This is a genomic window from Winogradskyella ouciana, assembly GCF_009709615.1.
Lineage (GTDB): Bacteria > Bacteroidota > Bacteroidia > Flavobacteriales > Flavobacteriaceae > Winogradskyella > Winogradskyella ouciana.
The window spans coordinates 1-256 of the sequence record NZ_WJYA01000198.1 but is presented as its reverse complement, the minus strand read 5'-3'; the positions used below and the strand labels follow the sequence as shown (position 1 = coordinate 256).

Below are 256 nucleotides of genomic sequence, written 5' to 3'. Positions count from 1 at the left end.
TAATAAGATGTGCTCTCTTGTCTGTGGCATAGGACCATCAGTAGCAGCTACCACTAGGATAGCACCATCCATCTGTGCAGCACCAGTTACCATGTTCTTAACATAGTCGGCGTGACCAGGACAGTCTACGTGAGCGTAGTGTCTGTTTTCAGTTTCATACTCGATGTGAGCAGTATTAATTGTAATACCTCTTTCTTTTTCCTCTGGAGCAGAGTCAATAGAAGAGAAATCTTTCACTTCAGCAAGACCTTTATCT

General features: G+C 43.0%; 1 protein-coding gene. It reads right to left on the bottom strand.

Translation table 11 applies throughout. The features are described 5' to 3' along the window. A partial coding sequence (locus F1003_RS16090) for a GTP-binding protein (protein WP_235898429.1) occupies positions 1-256 on the bottom strand: 256 nt, incomplete at both ends.